Here is a 21706-nt window from a genome sequence, read left to right as displayed (position 1 = left end):
ATCGAGCGACCGGGCCGGACAAGCGGCCCCCGACTGGTTATCATGGCGGCGTTTCTTTGCGGACGGCCACCATGGTTGATTCTTACGACGACTCCCTCGATACGGGAGAAAAAAGCAAATCCCAGGTCAAACGCGAGCTGCATGCTCTGGTTGACCTTGGCGAGCGCCTTACAACACTCAAGCCTGACTTGCTGGCAAAACTGCCCTTGACCGACGGAATGCGTCGGGCTCTGGCCGATGCGCCCAAGCACACCGCGAACATCGCGCGAAAACGGCACCTTCAGTTCATCGGCAAACTGATGCGCGATCAGGACACTACCGCCATTCTGGTTCTGCTCGATCAACTCGATGCCTCCACCCGTCAATACAACGAACGCTTCCATAACCTGGAACGCTGGCGCGATCGTCTGATTGCCGGCGACGATGCCGTACTGGAAAAATTCGTCGTCGACTACCCGGACGCGGACCGCCAGCAATTGCGCTCCCTGATCCGTCAGGCCCAGCATGAGGTTGCGCAAAACAAACCTCCTGCTTCCAGCCGTAAAATCTTCAAGTACATCCGTGAGCTGGACGAGACTCAACGCGGTCTGCGTTAATTCTCGAAGCGGGTGAGCTGCCTCGCAGCTCACCCGCAGCCTCACTTCTTACGACCCCGTGCCACCCACGGTGATCGCATCAATCTTCAGCGTTGGCTGGCCGACACCCACCGGCACCGACTGCCCATCCTTGCCACACGTACCCACGCCGCTGTCCAGCGACAGATCATTACCGACCATCGACACCTTGCTCATGGCTTCCGGCCCGTTGCCGATCAGGGTCGCGCCCTTGACCGGAGCGGTAATCTTGCCGTCCTCGATCAGGTACGCCTCACTGGTGGAGAACACGAACTTGCCGCTGGTGATGTCCACCTGACCGCCACCCAGGTTGGCGCAGTAAATGCCGCGCTTCACCGAAGCGATGATTTCCGCCGGGTCGCTTTCGCCGGCGAGCATGTAGGTGTTGGTCATGCGCGGCATCGGCAGGTGCGCGTAGGATTCGCGACGGCCGTTACCGGTGCGTGCCACGCCCATCAGGCGGGCGTTGAGCTTGTCCTGCATGTAGCCCTTGAGTACGCCGTTTTCGATCAGCGTGGTGCACTCGGTCGGCGTGCCTTCGTCGTCGACACTCAACGAGCCACGGCGACCGGCCAGCGTGCCGTCGTCGACAATGGTGCACAGCTTCGACGCAACCATCTCGCCCATGCGACCGCTGTAGGCCGAACTGCCCTTGCGGTTGAAGTCGCCTTCCAGACCATGACCGACCGCTTCGTGCAGCAACACGCCCGACCAGCCGGAACCGAGCACCACCGGCAAGGTACCGGCCGGTGCCGGAATGGCTTCGAGGTTGACCAGCGCCTGGCGCAACGCTTCACGGGCATAGCCCATGGCGCGGTCTTCGCCGAGGAAATAACGGTAATCGGTCCGACCACCACCGCCATGACCACCTCGTTCGCGGCGACCGTTCTGCTCGACGATCACGCTGACGTTGAAGCGCACCAGCGGCCGTACATCCGCCGCCAGACCGCCGTCGGTGGAAGCCACCAGAATCCGCTCCCAGACACCGGCCATGCTCACGGTGACTTGCTGGATGCGTGGGTCGAGGGCGCGGGTCGCGGCATCGATTCGCTTGAGCAAATCGACTTTCTCGGCACGGGTCAGCACTTCCAGGGGATTGTCCGGCGCATACAACTGCGCGACATCCTGGCTGGTGAATGCCTGCACGGTGCCATTCTGGCCAGCGCGGGAAATCGAACGGGCGGCCCGCGCCGCCGCGCCAAGGGCTTCCAGGGTGATGGCATTGCTGTAGGCAAAACCGGTTTTTTCACCCGATTGCGCGCGCACGCCCACACCTTGGTCAAGGTTGAAGCTGCCTTCCTTGACGATGCCGTCTTCCAGCGCCCAGGACTCGGAGATCTGCCCCTGGAAATACAGGTCGGCCGCATCGATGCCCGGCCCGGCCAGGTCGCCGAGCACGCCTTGCAGGCTCTCGATCGTGACGCCACCGGGCGCCAGCAGGTGTTCACTGACTGAGGACAACAACTCGCTCATATGCTTTACGCCTTAAATTCGTCGTTCTGATGCAGGTCGCTGGGCGCCCTGCGAGAAAAAGCGCCGGTGACTGGACACCGGCATGCGCGCCCGGATGGACGCCTGTTCGCTGCTGTCGCGTTCGGCCAGCAGCACGGCCTCGCCTTGATCCTTTTGTGCCAGCACACGCCCCCACGGGTCGATGATGGCAGCATGACCGAAAGTTTCCCGCGGCCCCGGATGCGTCCCACCCTGGGCAGCCGCGAGCACATAACATTGTGTCTCGATGGCCCGTGCGCGAATCAGCACATCCCAATGCGCCGCGCCGGTCACCGCCGTGAAGGCCGAAGGGGCGGTAATCAGTTCCGCGCCGGCCGCGCGCAATTCGCTGTACAGCTCCGGGAAGCGCAAGTCGTAACAGACCGTCAGGCCAACCCGCCCAACCGGTGTGTCCGCCACCACGACCCCACTGCCATAAGCATAGTCATCGGATTCACGATAACGGCCGCGATTGTCGGCCACGTCGACGTCGAACAGGTGCAGCTTGTCGTAGCGCGCCACCGTTTCACCCTGGTCATCGACCAGCAACGAACAGGCATGCACCTTGGCCGCCGGTTGATCCACCGGCGGCAACGGCAACGTGCCGGCCACAATCCATAACTTGAGGTCGCGTGCGGTCTGTTTCAACCAGGGCAGGATCGGGCCTTCGCCCAGTGCTTCGGCGCGCCCGATGTCGGCAATGTCGCGCCGGCCCATGGCGGCGAAGTTTTCCGGCAATACCGCGAGCTTCGCGCCACCGGCGGCCGCTTGCTCGAGCAGCCGACGGGCCTGGGCCAGATTGGCCAGCACATCGCTCTGGCTGACCATTTGAATCACCGCTAGAGACATGGCCTTTTCCTTATTGATACCAACACAGACCTTGTAGGAGCGAGCTTGCTCGCGATGAGTTTGAATGCGACGCGTTTTTTCAGACAGCCTGCGTCATCGTTCTCGTCCATCGCGAGCGGGCTCGCTCCTACAGGGGGCGAGCCGCAATGGCCATGCTACTCCATAGGCCCGAAGGATGGCGTTTCAAAAAGCCTTGTCGAAGGCAATCTTCGGTTCTTTCCAAGGCCCTTTGACGGTGTACTTCACACTGGCGAAACGGGCGACCCGGTCTCCGATCAGCTTATCGATCAGGAACAGCGCCCCGCCGACCGCGGGTGCACCGACGATCAATGCGGCAATCGGCAGGTTATTGGTCACCGGCAAGGTCACCATCAGTTTCGCATCGATCTGATCGGCCACCATGTTCAGGGTGCCGTCGAGTTCAATGGTGCTCGACGGGCCCGTCAGCTGGATCGGCTTACGGGTGACATACACACCATTGGTCCCGACCAGCAGCCCCTTGACCCGGTCATAACTCAGGCCTTTGCCGAACAGGTCGGAGAAGTCCAGGCGCAGGCGTCGGCCGATGGAGTTGAAGTTGAGCAAGCCAAATACCCTTAGCGCCTGGGCACTGCCCTCAACCTCGACGAACTGACCCTGATTGAGGGTCGCATCAAGCGTGCCGGAGAAACGCTTGGTCGCCACCCAGGCCGGTGAGCCAGGCCAGCGGCCATCGACATCCATATAGAAGTCCTGGCTGGTGACGCTCGGCGCAAACCCCCAGCCCTTGAGCACATCGGCGAGGTTCTTGCCGCTGATACGACCCTTGTACCAGCTGTTGCTGGCGCCAGGCACGCCTTCCCAACCACCGCTGCCCACCAACAGCATGCCCTTGAGGCCCAGGTCCAGGGAGTTGAACTCTATGCCCTTGGGCGTCGGACGAATTTTCAGCGACCAGCCCCCCACCAGATCCTGCCCCTGGAATAGCTGATTGATGGTGATGTCCATCGCGGGGATTTTTGTCGGGTCCACCGACGCCAGCGGATCCGGCGAATTTTCATCGGCCAGCACGGTCGGGTCCGGTGCGGGCAGGCGCACAGTTTGCAGATTGATCGTGATCGGCGTGGCTTTCGCATCGGGAAGGCTGGCGCTGCCATTGATCTGCTGGCTGTCCAGTTGTAGCGCCCAGGCGGAAGGCTTGCGCGCCAGCTGGATCGAGGCCTGATCGAGGGTGGTGCCGATACCGCTGAGTTTGCCCACCTTGAAATCCGCGCCGCTGAGCAGTTGCCTGGCGCTGCCACCGGGGTCTTGTCCGGCGTATCTGTCCACCAGATCCTTCCACGGGCCAACGTCCAGCTCCGACAGCACGCCCCGTATCCGCAGGCCTTTGGTGCCAGGCAAGACGGACTCGCCGCCACCGAGGAACAACTCCCCGCGACCGTCGGCGAAACTACTGGCCGGGGCCGCGAACGTGAAACTCGCCAAGTCCCCGTAGTTGACCCAATAACGCCGCTCGTCACCCTGCAAGGTCATGCGGAACGTGGTGTCGCGCCCGGCCTCGGAGGTTATGCCGAACGGTGCAGGCAAATCGACGGCCACGCCCTTGAGGCTGGAATTGACCATCAACTGGCTGTCGGCGCCGTCCAGGGTCAGTTGCAGTTGATACGGGATCACACCGCTCACCGGTAGAGGCTGGGTGACCTTCAGCCAGTCAATCAGTTTCTTGACCTCGACCTGCCCTGACGCAGCCACCCGGGTACTGTGCTTGCCTGAGCTGCCATCGGCAAATATCTGTGCGGTGACCGGTTTGTCGAACGCCCGGGCGCTGATGTTCTGCCCGGTCAGGCCTTTGCCGCTGTCAAAACGGAAATCACCTTTGAGTTGGGTCAGTTCCAGCGCAGGTTCGGCCAGTTTCAAGCGCGCCTTGGCGGTCTTGAAATCGACGAGGATCTTCGGCTCCTCGCCTTTTGCCAGGGGAATATCGAGCTTCAACTTGCCTTGCAGGTCGCCCTCGCCTTCCCAGCCGGCAAAGGTTGCTCCGGTGCCGATCGGTGCTTCCTGGAGGATTTTCAGGCCATCGCCCAAACCGCCGGCAAATCCGCCATCGAGGAACAAATGAACGTTCTGTCCGGCCGGCACATGGGGAATGTCGACGTAGATATCGTTGACCTGGGTGTCGAGCAATTGGCCCGTGCTGGCCAGAATCCGCACGCCGCTGTCTTCGACAAACACATCGCCGCTGACCTTGCTGACATGGGGCCAGCCCGGCTGGAAGGCCAGTTCGGCATCGTGAACCTTGAAGTACAGGCTGATGCTGCGATCGACGTCCGCGGCACCGTGGCTGAGCGACCCTTGATACAGGAAGAAGCCTTGATCCACCGCGCCCTTGAGAATCGCCGTGCGCAGCCATTCGTCCAGTGCCGGGCTGAGGACCGTCGGCAAGTACTTGGCGGTGTAGCGACCGTCACCGTCCACCAGGCCGACCCGCAGGTCCATGTAGTCTTCCCGGGTGTGATCGAAATACAGGCGAATCAGGAAGTCGCCGGCGATCTTGCCTTCCTCGCCCAGCACTTTCAGATACGGCGCGATCAGGGTGAAACCTTCTTTATCGAGTTTCCAGGTCAGCCGTGCATTGGCCTGAATGTACTGCCATGGCTTGGCGAAAATCGGGTCCAGGTGCAGCATGAAATCCTTGCTGTCCATGCGCAGTTCGCCGTGCCCCAGGTCACCGCTGATGCTGCCGCTGACATTTCGCGCCGCCGGCGCACCGTGATAGGCGTCGAAGCCCACCTGGTCGAGGTTGGCGGCAAACCCGAACTTGTTGTCGTCAGTGGCATTGGGGCGGAAGTCGACCAGCACGTTACGCAGGCCACCCGTGACCTTGAGCCGCTCGACGACCGTGGCAAAACCCTCTGGTAACGGCGCCAGGGCGTTGAGCAGCGGGGTCAGCGGCGTGAGATCAACCCGGTCGGCTTGCAGGTGCCAGAGTTCTTCGGTTTTATCGGTGGCGGCGTTTTGCGTGAGCTGCAGATGCGTTTCCCAGCGGGCCTCGCCGAAGTTCATCGCCAGGGAGTCGAGAGTCACGGACGCACCTTTGGCACTGCGCTGGAAGTAACCATTGAGCGCCAGGTTATTGATCTGGATCGGCTTGCGCTCGGCGTAGGCGCCCTTGAGTTGTGGCGCGTTCACGCGCACCGCAGCGCTTTGCAAGGTGCCTTTGCCCCAGGTCACCCACAGCTCGCCGCCGGCCTTGATCTCGGAAAAATTCCACTGTTGGGTCAGACGTTCAGGCAACCACTTCGACCAGTCGCTTTGCGGCAGGCTCAGGTAGACCTCGGCTTCACCGTCCTTCCATTGGCTGGCTCGAATACGGGTACGCAGGCTCATGGCCACCGGTTGCCCGTCAGGCAGGGTCAGCCGTGCGTCGAGCCGCTGCCGTGACGCCCCGGTTTTCAGATTCAGGCCGACATAAGTCAGGGTCAGCGGCGATTCGCCAAACGGCTGCAAGGTCACCTGGCTGTCGAGCACCGACAGTTGCTGGATCATCTGCATCTGATTGAGCAGTTGCTCTGGATCGGTGGGCTGGTCCTGACGCATCGGCAGACCTTCCAGAGCCCACTGACCGTCCTCACCTTGCCTGAGGTTGATCTTGAGGCCGCTGAACTCCAGATGAGCGATGCGTACCTGGCGGGCCATCAAGCTGGCCCAAAGGTCCGGCACCGCGCGCACCTGATCCAGGTGCAAGGCATTGGCGCCGTCGCCGACCGTCACGTCGCGGGCCATCAATATAGGGGCGAATCCACTCCAGTTGCCTTCGAGCTCGCCGATCTGCAACGGCATGCCCAAGGCATCGCTGGCTTTGGTTTCGATGTCGGGGCGGTACTCGGCGACTAACGGCGTCAGCTCCCGGCCAAGGCTGACGTAGAGCGCCATCAACACCAAAACCAACGCGCACAGGCCCAGACCCCAGCGGGTCAGTGCGGCCAATATGCGTGTCAGACGGTCCATGTCAGGTGGCCCCCATGGCAAAAGTTTTGCAAAAAGCTGAGGCCAGCCATTCTCGAACAATCAAAACAAAACGCTTCAGAGCAGCACCACGTCGTATTGTTCCTGGGAATACATGGTTTCGACCTGAAAGCGGATGGTGCGCCCGATAAACCCTTCCAGTTCGGCAACGTTGCCCGACTCTTCGTCGAGCAGGCGGTCCACCACTTTCTGGTTTGCCAATACACGATAGCCTTCCGCCTGATAGGCGCGAGCCTCGCGCAGGATTTCACGGAAGATTTCGTAGCAAACGGTTTCCGGGGTCTTGAGCTTGCCCCGTCCCTGACAGGCATTGCACGGCTCGCACAACACCTGTTCAAGGCTTTCGCGGGTGCGCTTGCGGGTCATCTGCACCAGGCCCAGCTCGGTGATACCGATGATGTTGGTCTTGGCGTGATCGCGCTCCAGTTGCTTTTCGAGCGTGCGCAACACCTGGCGCTGGTGCTCTTCATCTTCCATGTCGATGAAGTCGATGATGATGATTCCGCCCAGATTACGCAGGCGCAATTGACGGGCGATGGCCGTCGCGGCTTCGAGGTTGGTCTTGAAGATGGTCTCTTCGAGATTGCGGTGGCCGACAAACGCCCCGGTATTGACGTCGATGGTGCTCATGGCTTCCGCCGGATCGACCACCAGATAACCGCCGGACTTGAGCGGGACCTTGCGTTCAAGTGCCTTCTGGATTTCGTCTTCGACGCCATACAGGTCGAAAATCGGCCGCTCGCCCGGGTAGTGCTCCAGGCGGTCAGCGATCTCGGGCATCAGTTCGGCGACGAATTGCGTGGTTTTCTGAAAGGTTTCCCGGGAGTCGATGCGGATCTTCTCGATTTTCGGGCTCACCAGGTCACGCAGGGTGCGCAGCGCCAGACCGAGGTCTTCGTAGATTACGCTAGGCGCACTGATGGTTTTGATCTGGGCGTTGATCTGATCCCAGAGACGGCGCAGATAACGGATGTCCATGAGGATTTCATCCGCGCCGGCACCTTCGGCTGCCGTGCGCAGGATGAAACCGCCAGCTTCCTTGATACCTTCCTTGGCCACGCAATCAGTGACCACCTGTTTGAGGCGTTCGCGCTCGGCTTCGTCTTCGATCTTCAGAGAAATACCGACATGGGCCGTGCGCGGCATGTACACCAGATAACGTGAAGGAATCGAAAGCTGGGTAGTCAGGCGTGCGCCTTTGGAACCGATCGGATCCTTGGTCACCTGCACCACCAGGCTCTGGCCCTCGTGCACCAGTGCACTGATGCTCTCGACCGCCGGGCCTTCTCGCACGGAAATTTCCGACGCATGAATGAACGCGGCACGGTCCAGGCCGATATCGACGAATGCCGCCTGCATTCCAGGCAATACCCGCACGACTTTGCCTTTATAGATGTTGCCGACGATCCCGCGCTTTTGCGTACGCTCGACGTGGACCTCTTGCAGGACACCGTTTTCGACCACCGCCACGCGCGACTCCATCGGCGTGATGTTGATCAGAATCTCTTCACTCATGGCAGGGTCTCGTTCAGGCATGTTCACGATAATGGCCGCATCTGTTCAGAACGTTGCTTGGTGTGCGTTCCGGGGTTGCCAACAGGGTATGCCGAAATGGCCGAGCAGTTCCGCGGTTTCGCAAAGCGGTAGTCCGACCACCGCTGAATAACTTCCATCGAGCCCGGCGACAAACACCGCACCCAGTCCTTGAATGCCATAACCGCCCGCCTTGTCCCGTGGTTCGCCGCTGGCCCAGTAAGCTGCGGCTTCCTCACGACTGATATCTCGAAAACGCACCCGGCTGGTGACAACCCGGGATTCGCAACGTTCGCCATCGAGCACGGCAATCGCGGTCAGGACTTCATGTTCACACCCAGACAGCATCGTCAGCATGGCGCACGCATCCGCTTGATCAACCGGTTTGCCGAGAATTTTCCCATCGAGCACCACGGCGGTATCGGCACCGAGCACACAAAATGGTTCATCAGACACGACGCCGCCGCGCCCGGCCTCGGCCTTGCCGCGTGCCAGACGCTCGACGTAGGCCGATGGGGATTCTTGAGCTAAAGGAGTTTCATCGATGTCCGCACTGACGGCGCAGAACGCAACGCCGATCTGCGTGAGCAATTCACGTCGACGCGGCGAACCAGAGGCGAGGTACAACCGTTTCATCAAGACCTCTCCCTGTCCAATGCCTGAACGAATTAATTGATTTTGTAGCGTCGACGCAGTCCGCGCAAACCGAAACTGATCCAGGGCCAGAGCAGCGCACTGACCAGTGCCGGCAGCACCAGCGCCAACGTCGGCTGACGATTGCCGGTCAAGGCACTGAGCCATAGCTGTACTAGCTGGGCGAGGCCGAAGATCACCAGGATCACCAGGCTCTGCTGCCACATCGGGAACATCCGCAGGCGTTGCTGCAGCGCCAGCACCAGATAGGTGATGAGCGTCAGGATCAAGGCATTCTGACCCAGCAAGGTACCGTAGAGCACGTCTTCAGCCAGCCCCAGGCAAAACGCCGTCACCATCCCGACGGTCTGCGGCAGGTTCAACGCCCAGAATGCCAGCAACAAGGCCAGCCACAGCGGGCGCAGGATTTCCATGAATTGCGGCAGAGGCGAAACGCTCAACAGCAGACCGACGGCGAACGTCAGCCAGACTATCCAGCCGTTTCGGGATGCTTTCACACCGCCCATTATTCTCTCCCCACTGGAGTGGCCGGCGCGGACACTGGCGGTTTGGCGGCAGGCTTCGCGGCAGCGGGTTGCGCCGTCGCCGGTTTAGCCGCCGCAGGCTTGGCTGGCGTGGTGGTTGGCTTGGCTGGCGTGGTGGCCGCAGGCGCCGCCGTCGCAGGAATCGCCGGTGCGGCGGCCGGTGCAGCGGGGACCGCGGGGCTGACCGGTTTCGGAACCGTCGACGGAATGATCGGCCCACCGCCCTGCGCATCCAGACTTTCCTGGGCCTGGGCGGCAGCGTTGACGCGCTCTTCGGCAGTCCGGTTGTCGCTGAACACCAGCAACAGGTAACGGCTACGGTTCAAGGCGGCGGTCGGAACGGCGCGGACAATGGCAAACGGCTGGCCGGAATCGTGAATCACTTCCTTGACCGTCGCCACCGGATAACCCGCCGGGAAACGCTGACCGAGGCCGGAGCTGACCAGCAGGTCGCCCTCCTTGATGTCGGCGGTATCGGCCACATGCCGCAACTCGAGACGTTCCGGGTTACCGGTGCCGCTGGCAATCGCCCGCAAACCGTTACGGTTCACCTGCACTGGAATGCTGTGGGTGGTATCGGTCAGCAGCAAGACGCGGGAGGTGTAGGGCATCAACTCGACCACCTGCCCCATCAGGCCACGGGCATCGAGTACCGGCTGACCGAGGACCACGCCATCGCGCTCACCTTTATTGATGATGATGCGATGGGTGAAGGGGTTGGGGTCCATGCCGATCAACTCGGCCACTTCGACCTTCTCGTTGACCAGGGCCGAAGAGTTGAGCAACTCGCGCAACCGGACGTTCTGCTCGGTCAGGGCGGCAAGCTTCTGCATGCGCCCCTGCAACAGCAGGTTCTCGGTCTTGAGTTTTTCGTTTTCGGCGACGAGTTCGGTCCGGCTGCCAAACTGACTGGCAACGCCTTCCCACAGCCGTCCGGGCAGGTCGGTGATCCAGTAGGCGTCCATCAGCACCAGCGACATCTGGCTGCGTGCAGGCTTGAGCAGACTGAAACGGGCATCGACCACCATCAGCGCGACCGATAGCACGACCAGCACCAACAGGCGCACGCCAAGTGAAGGGCCCTTGGTGAAAAGCGGTTTAATAAGCCGCTCCTCCCAGGCAAATGTTCTGTTTATTCATACGGCAGCAATCCGGCCTGGATGCAGACTGACAGAAGATAAACGCGAACAGGCAGCACTGCAAAGTGCCGCCTGCGCGCTCAACAGCATAGAGGCAACCCGGCGACTTATTCGCTGGAAAGCAGGTCCATGGTGTGTTTATCCATCATTTCCAATGCACGGCCACCGCCGCGAGCAACGCAGGTCAGCGGGTCTTCGGCAACGATCACCGGCAGACCGGTTTCCTGGGCCAGCAATTTGTCCAGGTCACGCAGCAAGGCGCCACCACCGGTCAGTACCAGGCCACGTTCGGCGATATCGGAAGCCAGCTCCGGAGGCGATTGCTCCAGGGCGCTTTTCACGGCCTGAACGATGGTTGCCAGGGACTCTTGCAGAGCTTCCAGCACTTCGTTGGAGTTCAGGGTGAATGCGCGTGGAACGCCTTCGGCCAGGTTACGCCCGCGAACGTCGACTTCGCGAACTTCGCCGCCCGGATACGCGGTACCGATTTCCTGCTTGATGCGCTCGGCGGTGGATTCACCGATCAGGCTGCCGTAGTTGCGACGTACGTAGGTGATGATCGCTTCGTCGAAGCGGTCGCCGCCCACACGTACGGATTCGGCGTAAACCACACCGTTCAGGGAGATCAGCGCGATTTCAGTGGTACCGCCACCGATATCCACGACCATCGAACCGCGAGCTTCTTCAACCGGCAGACCGGCACCGATCGCAGCGGCCATTGGCTCTTCGATCAGGAACACTTCACGGGCACCGGCGCCAAGGGCCGATTCACGGATGGCACGACGCTCAACCTGGGTGGATTTGCATGGAACGCAGATCAACACGCGTGGGCTAGGCTGCAGGAAGCTGTTTTCGTGAACCTTGTTGATGAAGTACTGCAGCATTTTTTCGCACACGCTGAAGTCGGCGATCACACCGTCTTTCATCGGACGAATGGCAGCAATGTTGCCCGGCGTACGACCCAGCATGCGCTTGGCTTCGGTGCCGACAGCAACGACACTTTTCTGGTTACCGTGTGTCCGAATGGCCACAACGGAGGGCTCATTCAGGACGATACCGCGCTCGCGCACGTAAATAAGGGTGTTGGCAGTGCCCAGGTCAATGGAAAGATCGCTGGAAAACATGCCACGCAGTTTCTTGAACATGGGAAAGGGACCCTAGGCAACGCGTGGGTAAAAAAGTGCGGCAAACTCTAACAACGACAGGGATTTTGGGCAAGGCGCCAATATGTTAAATTGGCCGCTTTTCTGTGCACCAAGCCCCACAATCGCGGCCTTATGACCGTAGAAGTGCGGTAGTGTTCCGACAATCTAACACACGGACGCCGTCCGTTTTGTTTTCCACTGGAGAATCCCAATGGCGCTTGAACGCTCCGACGTGGAAAAAATCGCTCATCTGGCCTGCCTTGGCCTTAATGATGCCGATCTTCCACACATCACTTCGGCCCTTAACAGCATTCTCGGGCTGGTCGACGAAATGCAGGCGGTCGATACCGATGGTATCGAACCGCTGGCCCACCCGCTGGAAGCCAGCCAGCGCCTGCGCGCAGACGTCGTGACCGAGACCAATAACCGCGAGGCCTACCAGTCCATCGCACCAGCGGTCGAAAACGGCCTGTACCTGGTTCCGAAAGTCATCGACTAAAGGGAAAGAGCCTGCAATGCATCAATTGACTCTGGCCGAGATCGCCCGCGGACTCGCCGATAAAAAGTTTTCCTCCGAAGAGCTGACCAAGGTCCTGCTGGCGCGCATCGCCCAGCTTGATCCGCAGCTCAACAGTTTCATCAGCCTCACCGAGGACCTGGCGCTCACGCAGGCGAAAGCCGCTGATGCACGCCGCGCCAATGGTGAGAGCGGCGCCCTGCTCGGCGCGCCGATCGCCCACAAGGACCTGTTCTGCACCCAGGGCATTCGCACCAGCTGCGGCTCGAAGATGCTCGACAACTTCAAGGCGCCGTACGACGCCACTGTCGTCGCCAAGCTGGCCGCTGCCGGCGCCGTGACCCTGGGCAAGACCAACATGGACGAATTCGCCATGGGTTCGGCCAACGAGTCGAGCTACTACGGCGCGGTGAAGAACCCGTGGAACCTGGAACACGTACCGGGCGGTTCGTCCGGCGGTTCGGCGGCGGCGGTTGCCGCTCGTCTGTTGCCTGCGGCCACCGGCACCGACACTGGCGGCTCCATTCGTCAGCCGGCCGCATTGACCAACCTCACTGGCCTGAAACCGACGTACGGTCGCGTATCGCGCTGGGGCATGATTGCCTACGCCTCCAGCCTCGATCAGGGTGGCCCGTTGGCGCGCACTGCCGAAGACTGCGCAATATTGTTGCAAGGTATGGCCGGCTTCGATCCGAATGACTCCACCAGCATCGACGAACCCGTGCCGGACTACAGCGCCAGCCTGAACGGTTCGCTGCAAGGCCTGCGTATCGGCGTGCCGAAAGAGTACTTCAGCGCCGGTCTCGACCCGCGCATTGCCGACCTGGTCATGGCCAGCGTCGAAGAGCTGAAAAAGCTCGGCGCCGTGGTCAAGGAAATCAGCCTGCCGAACATGCAGCACGCGATTCCTGCGTACTACGTGATCGCCCCGGCGGAAGCGTCCTCCAACCTGTCGCGTTTCGACGGCGTACGTTTCGGCTACCGTTGCGCAGACCCGAAAAACCTGGAAGACCTGTACAAGCGCTCCCGTGGCGAAGGTTTCGGGACAGAAGTGCAGCGCCGGATCATGGTCGGTGCCTACGCCCTGTCCGCCGGTTACTACGACGCCTACTACCTGAAGGCGCAGAAGATTCGTCGCTTGATCAAGAACGACTTCATGGCCGCCTTCAATGAGGTCGACATCATCCTCGGCCCAACCACGCCGAACCCGGCCTGGAAGCTTGGCGCCAAGAACAGCGACCCGGTCGCTGCGTACCTGGAAGACGTCTACACCATCACCGCCAACCTCGCAGGCCTGCCCGGCCTGTCGATGCCGGCCGGTTTTGTCGACGGCCTGCCGGTCGGCGTGCAATTGCTCGCTCCGTATTTCCAGGAAGGTCGCCTGTTGAACGTTGCCCACCAGTATCAGTTGAACACTGACTGGCACACCCGCACCCCAACCGGCTTCTGAGGAGACACACATGCAATGGGAAGTCGTGATCGGGCTGGAGATTCATACCCAGCTCACCACCCGGTCGAAAATCTTTTCCGGTAGTTCCACTACCTTCGGTTCCGAGCCGAACACCCAGGCCAGCCTGGTAGACCTGGGCATGCCGGGCGTATTGCCGGTGCTGAACCAGGAAGCGGTACGCATGGCGGTGATGTTCGGTCTGGCGATTGACGCCGAGATCGGCCAGCACAACGTGTTCGCCCGTAAAAACTACTTCTACCCGGATTTGCCCAAGGGCTACCAGATCAGCCAGATGGAGCTGCCGATCGTCGGCAAGGGCCACCTGGACATCGCCCTCGAGGACGGCACGGTCAAACGCGTCGGCATCACCCGCGCGCACCTGGAAGAAGACGCCGGCAAGAGCCTGCACGAAGAATTCAGCGGCGCCACCGGCATCGACCTGAACCGTGCCGGCACACCGCTGCTGGAAATCGTTTCCGAGCCGGACATGCGCAGTGCCAAGGAAGCCGTGGCTTATGTCAAGGCGATCCACGCCCTGGTGCGTTACTTAGGGATTTGCGACGGCAACATGGCCGAAGGTTCGCTGCGTTGCGACTGCAACGTGTCGATCCGTCCGAAAGGCCAGGCCGAGTTCGGCACCCGCTGCGAGATCAAGAACGTCAACTCGTTCCGCTTCATCGAGAAGGCGATCAACAGCGAAATCCAGCGTCAGATCGAATTGATCGAAGACGGCGGCAAGGTGATCCAGCAGACCCGCCTGTACGACCCGAACAAGGACGAGACCCGTCCAATGCGCAGCAAAGAGGAAGCCAACGACTACCGTTACTTCCCCGATCCGGACCTGTTGCCGGTGGTCATCGAAAACTCGTTCCTCGACGACGTGCGCGCCACCCTGCCGGAATTGCCACCGCAAAAGCGCGAGCGCTTCCAGGAGCAGTTCGGTCTGTCGGTCTACGACGCCAGCGTACTGGCCACCAGCCGCGAGCAAGCCGATTACTTCGAGAAAGTCGCGAGCATCGGCGGCGACGCCAAACTGGCGGCGAACTGGGTGATGGTCGAGTTGGGCAGCCTGCTCAACAAGCAAGGCCTGGACATCGAAGAGTCGCCGGTTTCCGCCGAGCTTCTGGGCGGCATGCTGCTGCGCATCAAGGACAACACTATCTCCGGCAAGATCGCCAAAGTGGTGTTTGAAGCGATGGCCAACGGCGAAGGCAGCGCAGACGAGATCATCGACAAGCGCGGCCTCAAGCAAGTGACCGACACCGGCGCCATCTCGGCGGTGCTGGACGAAATGCTCGCGGCCAACGCCGAGCAGGTCGAACAATACCGCGCGGCAGACGAAGCCAAGCGCGGCAAGATGTTCGGCTTCTTCGTCGGTCAGGCCATGAAAGCCTCCAAAGGCAAGGCCAACCCGCAACAGGTCAACGAACTGCTCAAAAGCAAGCTCGAAGGCTGATGAGAATGGAGCCAGCCCGACTCACTGGCTCCATTCCCCTGTGGGAGCGGGCTTGCTCGCGAATGCGGTTCGGCACTCAATTCAATGTTGACTGTCAGAATGCATTCGCGAGCAAGCCCGCTCCCACATTTGTTTTTTGGAACACCCAAATGAAACGTCTGCTCGGCGCCTGCGCCCTCCTCTCGTTCCTGGCCGGTTGCGCCAGCACCGACACCGTCGATCCGCATGGCTACGACAAAACCGGCGTGGCTTCGTACTACGGCGCCAAACACCAAGGCAAACGCACCGCCAACGGCGAGCGTTTCAACATGAATTCCATGACCGCCGCCCATCGCCAGCTACCCTTCGGTACACGGGTGAAGGTCACCAATCTGAATAACGACAAATCCTGCGTGGTGCGCATCAATGATCGCGGGCCGCACACCCGGGGCCGCCTGATCGACCTGTCCAAGGAAGCCGCCGAGCGCCTGGGCATGCTGCGCAGCGGCACCGCGCGGGTTCGCGTGCAAGCCCTCGACGACTGACCGATGGAGCCCCGACCATTTTCGGATTAGCCGATTTACCCCTGATCAGCGTGATCGAATTGCTCAGCGGATTGCTCCTGCTGATTGTCGGCGCCGAATTGATGGTGCGCGCCGCCGTACGCATCGCCGCGCGGTTGCACGTACGACCGCTGATCATCGGCCTGACCATCGTCGCCCTCGGCAGCAGCGCACCGCAGATGGCGGTCAGCCTGCAAGCGACCCTGGCGCACAATGCCGACATCGCCGTCGGCAGTGTGATCGGCAGCAGCATTTTCAACATCCTCGTCACCCTCGGGTTGTCTGCGCTGATCATTCCGCTGCGGGTTTCCCGACAATTGGTGCGCCTGGATATTCCGTTGATGATCGGCGCCAGCCTGTTGGTGTTCGTACTCGCCTGGAATGAAGAACTGACCCGGGCCGACGGCGTGATGTTGCTGACGGCGCTGGCGATTTACCTGGGCTTGTTACTGCGTCAGTCGCGACACTCGGCACGCCCGGTATCGAGCCATGATCACAACGGCCAGGCGTCATGGCTGAGCAGCCTGCTGATGATCGTCGCCGGACTGGCGATGCTGGTGTACGCCGGACACTTGCTGCTGGGGGCAGCCGTTGCGGTCGCTACCGACCTTGGGCTGTCGGAGCGGATCATCGGCCTGACCATCGTCGCCGTCAGCACCTCACTGCCTGAGCTCGCCACTTCGTTGATCGCGGCTATACGCGGCGAACGCGATATTGCCGTGGGCAACGTGATTGGCAGCAACCTGTTCAACCTCCTGGGCGTGCTCGGCTTTACCGCGCTCGTGGCACCGTCACCGCTGTCGGTGTCGCCCAACGCCCTGGATTTCGACCTGCCGGTGATGCTCGGCATCGCGGCGCTGTGCCTGCCGGTGTTCTACTCCGGCTATCGGGTGACCCGCGCCGAAGGTCTGCTGTTTCTGGGTTTGTACCTGGCGTATGGGCTGCACGTGGTGTCGTTCACCACCGGCATGCCACTGGCCGGCAAGCTGGAACACTTGATGCTGTTATTCGTCCTGCCAGCGCTGGTAGCGTTTTTGCTGTTCACGTCACTACGCGCCTGGCGTCGCCAACACCATAAGAAGGAAGCCCCATGACCGAGAATAAAAAACCCGGCGTTGAAGTCCGCCGCCAAGTAATGGGCGACGCCTTCGTCGACCGCGCACTGGGCAACGCCACCGAGTTCACCCAGCCGCTGCAGGACTTCGTCAATGAACACGCCTGGGGCGGCGTGTGGAATCGCGAAGGCCTGCCGCTGAAAACCCGCAGCCTGATCACCCTTGCCGCCCTGACCGCACTCAAGTGCCCGCAGGAGCTGAAAGGTCACGTGCGCGGTGCGCTGAACAACGGCTGCACTGTGGATGAAATTCGCGAAGCGCTGCTGCATTGCGCGGTGTATGCCGGTGTGCCGGCGGCGATCGATGCGTTTCGGGCGGCGCAGGAAGTGATCGACAGTTACCAGAAGCCAGAGTGAATCAAAGAAATTCAGGCTGCCTGATCTGGCGCCATCGCGAGCAAGCTCGCTCCCACAGGGGGTCTTCGGTGTGAATAGAATTTGATCAACAACAAAGAAACCTGTGGGAGCGAGCTTGCTCGCGATGAAGCCCTAAAGCGCAGCGACAATCCGGAAGCTAAATCCACCCACCCCACTGCAACAAAAAGATCCCGATATTGGTGGTCACCGCCGCCATCAACGTGGTGATCACGATAATCGCCGCCGCCAGCTCGTGATTGCCATCCGCCGCCCGGGCCATGACGAAACTGGCCGCCGCTGTCGGGCTGCCGAAGTACAAAAACAGAATCCCCAGCTCCGCACCACGGAAGCCCCAGAGCCACGCACCGAGTGTCGCCAGGATCGGCAGACCGAGCATTTTCACCAGGCTCGAACTGAACGCCATCGAACCGCTTTTTCGCAGCGCCGCCAGCGACAGCGTGCCGCCGATGCAGATCAGCGCCAGCGGCAACGTGGTTTGCGCCAGGTACTGGCCGGAGGTTTCCAGCCAGCCGGGCAAGCCGATCTTGAAATAGGCGAATGGTGCAGCCGCAATCACGCTGATGATCAGCGGATTGCTGAACACGCTTTTGCAGATGCTCCACGGATCGGACTTGATCACCGGGCTGTACACCGCCAGCACAATGGTCGAAAGGGTGTTGTAGAACAGGATCACCAGCGCCGCCAGGATCGCTCCGAGGGAAATCCCGTAGTCGCCGTACATGCTTGCCGCCAGCGCCAGGCCAATGACCCCGTTGTTACCGCGAAAGGCACCTTGGGTGTAGATCCCCCGATCTTCCCGCGGGCACTTCCAGATCGCCCAAACCCAGGCGATGGCAAAACACACCAGGGTCGCAAGGGAAAAATAGATCAGCAGCGCAGGCTGCAACGCCGCGTGCAAGTCGGCATGCAGGATGCCCAAAAACAGCAACGCCGGCATGGTGACGTTGAACACCAATGCTGACGCGGTGTGGATGAAATTGTCGTTGATCCAGTCGATGCGCTTGAGCAGCACCCCCAGAAACAGCATGACGAACACCGGCGCAGTGATGTTCAGGGTTTCGAGGAAAATTGCCAGCATGCCGGGAGGACCTTGGGGTGGGCGTCGTTAGGGGGCTAATGATAAGCCACTGAAGACTTCGGCGCCTGCTGGATCGCCTTCGCGAGCAAGCCCGCTCCCACATTTGATCAGTGTCGAACACAAAACCTGTGCACGGCGAAAATCCAGTGTGGGAGCGGGCTTGCTCGCGAAGCAGGCGACTCGGTCTTAAGTGATCGGCGCCGGATTGAACAGGGTGATGTCGTTATGCAGTTTGTGCTGCTCGGCCCACGTCTGCTTCTTGCCGCTCGCCACGTCCAGATAGTAGTGGAACAACTCCCAGCCAAGATCTTCGATGGACGCGCGGCCGGTGGCAATGCGCCCTGCGTCGATGTCGATCAGGTCCGGCCAGCGTTGCGCCAGTTCGGTCCGGGTAGAGACCTTCACCACCGGCGCCATGGCCAGACCGTAAGGCGTGCCACGACCGGTGGTGAACACGTGCAGGTTCATCCCCGCCGCCAACTGCAAGGTCCCGCAGACAAAGTCGCTGGCCGGGGTCGCGCAGAAGATCAGGCCTTTGCGCTTGAATCGCTCGCCAGGGCCAAGCACGCCGTTGATCGCGCTGCTGCCGGACTTGACGATCGATCCCAGGGATTTCTCGACAATGTTCGACAACCCGCCCTTCTTGTTGCCCGGCGTGGTGTTGGCGCTGCGATCCGCCTCGCCCTTGGCCAGGTAGCGGTCGTACCAGTCCATTTCCCGCACCAGTTCCTGAGCGACGTCCTGGTTTTCCGCGCGGGAGGTCAGCAGATAAATCGCATCGCGCACTTCGGTGACTTCGGAGAACATCACCGTCGCACCGGCCCGCAGCAGCAGGTCCGAGGCATATCCGAGCGCCGGGTTGGCGGTGATGCCGGAGAACGCATCACTGCCACCGCATTGCATGCCCAGGATCAACTCGGATGCCGGCACGGTTTCCCGACGACGTTGATCGAGCTTCTTCAAGCGCGTCTCGGCCAGTTCCATGATCTGCTCGATCATCTCGGTGAAGCCGTGACTGGAATCCTGCAAGCGGTACAGCCATGGCTCGCTCAAATCCACCGAGCTGTCGTTCTCGTGCATCACTTGCCCGGCCTGCAATTTCTCGCAGCCCAGGCTGATCACCAAGGCTTCGCCACCCAGGTTCGGGTTGCGTGCCAGGTTGCGCACGGTGCGGATCGGGATGTACGCGTCGGTGGCGGTGATGGCCACGCCACAGCCGTAGCTGTGGGTCAGCGCCACCACATCATCGACGTGCGGGTACTTGGGCAGCAACTCGTCCTTGATGCGCTTGACCGCATGATCCAGTACTCCGGTCACGCACTGCACGGTGGTAGTGATGCCGAGAATGTTGCGCGTGCCGACGGTGCCGTCGGCGTTGCGATAACCCTCGAAAGTGAAGCCCTCCAGCGGTGCCTGCGCGGCCGGCACGTCGGTGGACAGCGGCAGGCTGTCCAGCGGTGGCGCGGTCGGCATGCGCAGTTGATCTTCCTTGACCCAACTGCCGCGGGGAATCGGCTGCAAGGCATAACCAATGACCTGGCCATAACGAATCACCTGGCCACCTTCGGGAATGTCTTCCAGGGTGACCTTGTGGCTCTGCGGCACGAAATCCACGGTAACCAGACCGTCCGCAAACTCGGTGCCGGCCGGTACGCCCTGATCATTGACCACAATCACTACGTTGTCCCGCTCGTGCAGGCGGATGTAGCGCGGCGAGTCGGAATGTTCAATCAACTGCATGACGCCGCTCCTCAGGAATGCGCTTGAGACAATTTGCCTGGGGCTTCAGTACCGTTCGCTGGTGGCTCTTTGAGCACCACGCGCTTGATCGGGCCCACGATCACCAGGTAGCTGAACACCGCAACCAGTGCGTTGCAACCGACGAACACCAACGCCCACTTGAATGAACCGGTGGAGCTGATGATGTAACCGATCACGATTGGAGTGGTGATCGAAGCAATGTTACCGAAGGTGTTGAACAGGCCGCCGCTCAGACCGGCGATCTGCTTCGGCGACGTGTCGGACACCACGGCCCAGCCCAGTGCACCGACGCCTTTGCCGAAGAACGCCAGGGCCATGAAGCCGACGACCATCCATTCTACGTCCACGTAGTTGCACGCCACGATGCTGCTGGAAACCAGCAGGCCAGCGATGATCGGCGCCTTGCGGGCGAAGGTCAGGGAATGGCCCTTGCGCAACAGGTAATCGGAAATCACCCCGCCGAGCACACCACCGATGAAGCCGCAGATTGCCGGCAAGGACGCGATGAAACCGGCCTTGAGGATGGTCATGCCGCGCTCCTGCACCAGGTACACCGGGAACCAGGTCAGGAAGAAGTAAGTGATGCCATTGATGCAGTACTGGCCCAGGTACACGCCGAGCATCATGCGGTTGGTCAGTAACTGGCGGATGTAATCCCACTTCGGACCGTCGGACTTCTTGCCCTTCTGGTCCATGTCGACCATGCCGCCGTTTTCGGAGATGTGCTTGAACTCAGCATCGTTGATCCGTGGGTGTTCGCGCGGGCTGTAGATCACTTTCAGCCAGACCAGCGAGAAGATGATGCCCAGGATACCCATGACGATGAACACGTGCTCCCAGCCGAAGGAGTAGACGATCCAGCCCATCAGCGGAGCGAACAGCACGGTGGCGAAGTATTGCGCCGAGTTGAAGATCGCCGAGGCCGTACCGCGTTCAGCAGTCGGGAACCACGCCGCAACGATTCGGGCGTTACCAGGGAAGGACGGCGCTTCAGCCAGGCCCACCAGGAAGCGCAGCATGAACAGCGCAACCACCGCCGTGGACATGCCGAATTCACCGACGAAGCCTTGCAGCACGGTGAACAGCGACCAGGTGAAGATGCTCAATGCGTAGATTTTTTTCGAGCCAAAACGGTCCAGTAGCCAGCCGCCGGGGATTTGCCCGGCCACATAGGCCCAACCGAATGCGGAGAAGATGTAGCCGAGGGTCACGGCGTCGATGCCGAGGTCTTTTTGCAGGCTGGAGCCAGCGATTGCGATGGTAGCCCGGTCGGCGTAGTTGATTGTGGTCACCAGAAACAGCATGAGCAGGATCAAATAGCGGACGTGAGTCGGCTTCTGGGTCGGTTGCATGTAGATGTACTCCCACTGATTATTTTTATGCGGGTAATAACGGTGTTCTGTAGGAGCGAGCTTGCTCGCGATGGTCGTCAACGATGACGCTGGGCATCAGGCTG

Annotated in this window: 18 protein-coding genes; 7 read left to right on the top strand and 11 right to left on the bottom strand. The window is 61.0% G+C overall.

Annotation, left to right across the window (positions count from 1 at the left end):
* Positions 1–71: 71 nt before the first annotated feature.
* Entirely contained in the window at positions 72–596 is a 525-nt protein-coding gene (yjgA, locus tag PspS34_RS03955) for a ribosome biogenesis factor YjgA (protein WP_057716427.1), read from the top strand.
* Positions 597–644: 48 nt separating this feature from the next.
* Here the strand turns inward: yjgA and tldD are convergent, their stop codons facing one another.
* The 8 genes from tldD to mreB form a co-directional block, all read right to left on the bottom strand.
* A complete protein-coding gene (tldD, locus tag PspS34_RS03950; RefSeq protein ID WP_057716428.1) occupies positions 645–2087 on the bottom strand; it encodes a metalloprotease TldD in 1443 nt (480 codons plus the stop codon).
* A 12-nt stretch (positions 2088–2099) separates the two neighbouring features.
* Entirely contained in the window at positions 2100–2954 is an 855-nt protein-coding gene (locus PspS34_RS03945; protein WP_150812810.1) for a carbon-nitrogen hydrolase family protein, read from the bottom strand.
* Between the two features lie 183 nt (positions 2955–3137).
* Positions 3138–6941, bottom strand: a complete 3804-nt coding sequence (locus PspS34_RS03940; protein WP_159389523.1) for a YhdP family protein — start codon at positions 6939–6941, stop codon at positions 3138–3140.
* A gap of 75 nt (positions 6942–7016) precedes the next feature.
* Positions 7017–8474: a ribonuclease G gene (gene rng / locus PspS34_RS03935; RefSeq protein ID WP_090453080.1), complete on the bottom strand. Its 1458-nt coding sequence runs from the start codon at positions 8472–8474 to the stop codon at positions 7017–7019.
* A 45-nt stretch (positions 8475–8519) separates the two neighbouring features.
* Positions 8520–9128 carry a Maf family protein gene (locus PspS34_RS03930; RefSeq protein WP_154861580.1) on the bottom strand — a complete coding sequence of 203 codons (609 nt, stop codon included), beginning with the start codon at positions 9126–9128 and terminating at the stop codon, positions 8520–8522.
* A gap of 32 nt (positions 9129–9160) precedes the next feature.
* Positions 9161–9652, bottom strand: coding sequence for a rod shape-determining protein MreD (mreD, locus tag PspS34_RS03925; protein WP_007970244.1), 492 nt, complete (start codon positions 9650–9652; stop codon positions 9161–9163).
* Positions 9652–10773, bottom strand: a complete 1122-nt coding sequence (gene mreC, locus PspS34_RS03920) for a rod shape-determining protein MreC (RefSeq protein WP_150812813.1) — start codon at positions 10771–10773, stop codon at positions 9652–9654. Before mreC ends, mreD begins: the two co-directional genes overlap by 1 nt.
* A 143-nt stretch (positions 10774–10916) precedes the next feature.
* Positions 10917–11954, bottom strand: a complete 1038-nt coding sequence (gene mreB / locus PspS34_RS03915) for a rod shape-determining protein MreB (RefSeq protein WP_002555108.1) — start codon at positions 11952–11954, stop codon at positions 10917–10919.
* Between the two features lie 211 nt (positions 11955–12165).
* Between mreB and gatC the strand changes: the two genes are divergently transcribed.
* The 6 genes from gatC to PspS34_RS03885 all read left to right on the top strand — a co-directional run bounded on the left by gatC (position 12166) and on the right by PspS34_RS03885 (position 17390).
* Complete coding sequence (gene gatC / locus PspS34_RS03910) at positions 12166–12453, top strand: Asp-tRNA(Asn)/Glu-tRNA(Gln) amidotransferase subunit GatC (protein WP_024011606.1); 288 nt, start codon at positions 12166–12168, stop codon at positions 12451–12453.
* A 16-nt stretch (positions 12454–12469) separates the two neighbouring features.
* Positions 12470–13921: an Asp-tRNA(Asn)/Glu-tRNA(Gln) amidotransferase subunit GatA gene (gatA, locus tag PspS34_RS03905; RefSeq protein ID WP_057398872.1), complete on the top strand. Its 1452-nt coding sequence runs from the start codon at positions 12470–12472 to the stop codon at positions 13919–13921.
* 10 nt (positions 13922–13931) lie between these two features.
* Positions 13932–15377 carry an Asp-tRNA(Asn)/Glu-tRNA(Gln) amidotransferase subunit GatB gene (gene gatB / locus PspS34_RS03900; RefSeq protein WP_090453075.1) on the top strand — a complete coding sequence of 482 codons (1446 nt, stop codon included), beginning with the start codon at positions 13932–13934 and terminating at the stop codon, positions 15375–15377.
* Between the two features lie 149 nt (positions 15378–15526).
* Entirely contained in the window at positions 15527–15901 is a 375-nt protein-coding gene (locus PspS34_RS03895) for a septal ring lytic transglycosylase RlpA family protein (protein WP_154861579.1), read from the top strand.
* A 50-nt stretch (positions 15902–15951) separates the two neighbouring features.
* The gene (locus PspS34_RS03890; RefSeq protein ID WP_150812816.1) at positions 15952–17013 is read left to right on the top strand and encodes a calcium/sodium antiporter; all 1062 of its coding nucleotides are present in this window, start codon (positions 15952–15954) and stop codon (positions 17011–17013) included.
* The gene (locus tag PspS34_RS03885) at positions 17010–17390 is read left to right on the top strand and encodes a carboxymuconolactone decarboxylase family protein (protein ID WP_046040018.1); all 381 of its coding nucleotides are present in this window, start codon (positions 17010–17012) and stop codon (positions 17388–17390) included. Before PspS34_RS03890 ends, PspS34_RS03885 begins: the two co-directional genes overlap by 4 nt.
* 157 nt (positions 17391–17547) lie before the next feature.
* On the opposite strand, the gene PspS34_RS03880 is transcribed toward PspS34_RS03885, so the two are convergent.
* The 3 genes from PspS34_RS03880 to PspS34_RS03870 all read right to left on the bottom strand — a co-directional run bounded on the left by PspS34_RS03880 (position 17548) and on the right by PspS34_RS03870 (position 21602).
* Positions 17548–18489 (bottom strand): AEC family transporter, encoded by a 942-nt coding sequence (locus tag PspS34_RS03880; protein WP_150812817.1) that lies wholly within the window; start codon positions 18487–18489, stop codon positions 17548–17550.
* A gap of 186 nt (positions 18490–18675) precedes the next feature.
* Complete coding sequence (gene garD / locus PspS34_RS03875; protein ID WP_057716438.1) at positions 18676–20229, bottom strand: galactarate dehydratase; 1554 nt, start codon at positions 20227–20229, stop codon at positions 18676–18678.
* 11 nt (positions 20230–20240) lie between these two features.
* Positions 20241–21602 carry an MFS transporter gene (locus tag PspS34_RS03870; protein WP_102669068.1) on the bottom strand — a complete coding sequence of 454 codons (1362 nt, stop codon included), beginning with the start codon at positions 21600–21602 and terminating at the stop codon, positions 20241–20243.
* Between the last annotated feature and the right edge of the window lie 104 nt (positions 21603–21706).

Origin of the sequence: Pseudomonas sp. S34 (genome assembly GCF_009866745.1) — a bacterium.
Lineage (GTDB): Bacteria > Pseudomonadota > Gammaproteobacteria > Pseudomonadales > Pseudomonadaceae > Aquipseudomonas > Aquipseudomonas jessenii.
The sequence above is the reverse complement of the archived record's forward strand: the minus strand, read 5'-3'. Positions and strand labels throughout refer to the sequence as shown.

Excerpts from the sequence above, each read along its gene's own strand:
- PspS34_RS03930 (WP_154861580.1), bottom strand. The coding sequence starts at position 9,128 with ATGAAACGGTTGTACCTCGCCTCTGGTTCGCCGCGTCGACGTGAATTG.
- gatC (WP_024011606.1), top strand. The coding sequence starts at position 12,166 with ATGGCGCTTGAACGCTCCGACGTGGAAAAAATCGCTCATCTGGCCTGC.
- gatA (WP_057398872.1), top strand. The coding sequence starts at position 12,470 with ATGCATCAATTGACTCTGGCCGAGATCGCCCGCGGACTCGCCGATAAA.
- PspS34_RS03880 (WP_150812817.1), bottom strand. The coding sequence starts at position 18,489 with ATGCTGGCAATTTTCCTCGAAACCCTGAACATCACTGCGCCGGTGTTC.
- rng (WP_090453080.1), bottom strand. The coding sequence starts at position 8,474 with ATGAGTGAAGAGATTCTGATCAACATCACGCCGATGGAGTCGCGCGTG.
- PspS34_RS03940 (WP_159389523.1), bottom strand. The coding sequence starts at position 6,941 with ATGGACCGTCTGACACGCATATTGGCCGCACTGACCCGCTGGGGTCTG.
- PspS34_RS03945 (WP_150812810.1), bottom strand. The coding sequence starts at position 2,954 with ATGTCTCTAGCGGTGATTCAAATGGTCAGCCAGAGCGATGTGCTGGCC.
- garD (WP_057716438.1), bottom strand. The coding sequence starts at position 20,229 with ATGCAGTTGATTGAACATTCCGACTCGCCGCGCTACATCCGCCTGCAC.
- mreD (WP_007970244.1), bottom strand. The coding sequence starts at position 9,652 with ATGGGCGGTGTGAAAGCATCCCGAAACGGCTGGATAGTCTGGCTGACG.
- PspS34_RS03895 (WP_154861579.1), top strand. The coding sequence starts at position 15,527 with ATGAAACGTCTGCTCGGCGCCTGCGCCCTCCTCTCGTTCCTGGCCGGT.
- PspS34_RS03885 (WP_046040018.1), top strand. The coding sequence starts at position 17,010 with ATGACCGAGAATAAAAAACCCGGCGTTGAAGTCCGCCGCCAAGTAATG.
- gatB (WP_090453075.1), top strand. The coding sequence starts at position 13,932 with ATGCAATGGGAAGTCGTGATCGGGCTGGAGATTCATACCCAGCTCACC.
- yjgA (WP_057716427.1), top strand. The coding sequence starts at position 72 with ATGGTTGATTCTTACGACGACTCCCTCGATACGGGAGAAAAAAGCAAA.
- mreB (WP_002555108.1), bottom strand. The coding sequence starts at position 11,954 with ATGTTCAAGAAACTGCGTGGCATGTTTTCCAGCGATCTTTCCATTGAC.
- tldD (WP_057716428.1), bottom strand. The coding sequence starts at position 2,087 with ATGAGCGAGTTGTTGTCCTCAGTCAGTGAACACCTGCTGGCGCCCGGT.
- PspS34_RS03870 (WP_102669068.1), bottom strand. The coding sequence starts at position 21,602 with ATGCAACCGACCCAGAAGCCGACTCACGTCCGCTATTTGATCCTGCTC.